The organism is Aromatoleum evansii, assembly GCF_012910805.1.
Lineage (GTDB): Bacteria > Pseudomonadota > Gammaproteobacteria > Burkholderiales > Rhodocyclaceae > Aromatoleum > Aromatoleum evansii.
In genome coordinates, this window is sequence record NZ_WTVK01000164.1 from 1 (window position 1) to 1215 (window position 1215).

General features: G+C 66.5%; 2 protein-coding genes. Both read left to right on the forward strand.

The window, feature by feature from the left end:
• A partial coding sequence (locus GO615_RS27690; RefSeq protein ID WP_169133055.1) for a TolC family protein occupies positions 1-234 on the forward strand: 234 nt, incomplete at its 5' end.
• A gap of 16 nt (positions 235-250) precedes the next feature.
• Positions 251-1215 (forward strand): efflux RND transporter periplasmic adaptor subunit (locus GO615_RS27695; RefSeq protein WP_169133056.1); only part of this gene is annotated, 965 nt, incomplete at its 3' end.

Genomic DNA, 1215 nt, shown 5'->3' on the forward strand with positions numbered 1-1215 from the left:
CTCGCCGCGCAGGTGCTCCCCGGTGCGCAAAGCGCCTATGAAGCGGCGGTCAAGGGATTCGAACTCGGCAAGTTCAGCTTCCTCGAGGCGCTGGACGCCCAGCGAACCCTGCTGCAAGCGCGCATGCAGGCCCTGCGCGCAATCGCGGATGCGCATCGCGCCCGCGCCGAACTGGATCGCATCCTGGGAAGCGCTGACGTCGAGCCCACGGCGTCTGCGCCCGCTACCCGTTGAAGCATTGGAGAACTCTATGAATGAACCGAAACCCAAGAAGCAGATGTTGGCGATTGTCGCCGTGCTCGCCGCCGGGCTCCTGCTGGGCGCTGCGATCCTGACCAGCGAGAAAACCGCCCCGGCCGGCGATGGGCATGGCGAGCACCAGGAGGCGGCACACGACGGCGAAAAAGGCGGCGCGCACGCCGACGAACACAAGGAAGAAAACGGCGACGCGCACGATGACGAGCATGCCGAGCCGGCGAAGGGGCCGCATGGCGGCAAGCTGCTGAGCGACGGTCGCTATGGGGTCGAAGTGACGATCTTCGAGACCGGTGTCGAACCGCAGTTCCGTCTGTACACCTATCTCGACGGCAAACCGCTCGATGCCAGCCAAAGCCAGGTCGAACTCACGCTGGAGCGCTTGGGGCAGCCCGCGCAGGTGTTCAAGTTCGCGAAGGAAAAGGACTATCTCAAGGGCGACGCCGTAGTGGTCGAGCCGCATTCCTTCGCGGTGAAGGTGCGTGCGGTGTATGACGGCAAGGCCTACGACTTCGGCTACGAACAGGCCGAAGCCCGCGTCGCGATGACCGATGCCCAGTTGCAGGGCGCCGGCGTGGAGCTCGCCGAGGCGGGGCCCGCCACGATCGGCACGACCGTCAAGCTGCTCGGGGAAGTCCGCTACAACAGCGACCGCACGGTCCAGGTGGTGCCACGCCTGGCGGGGCTGGTGGAGTCCGTTGCCGCCAATGCCGGCGACCGCGTCCGCAAAGGTCAGGTACTCGCCGTGCTGAGCAGCCAGGCCTTGGCGGATCAACGCACGGAGCTCCTCGCGGCGCAACGTCGCTTGGCCCTGGCGCGCACGACCTACGAGCGCGAGAAGACCTTGTGGGAAGAGAAGATCTCCCCGGAGCAGGACATGCTGCAGGCGCGCGCCGCGATGCAGGAAGCCGAGATCGATGCCCAGAGCGCGCGGCAGAAGCTGACTGCGCTGGGCAGTGT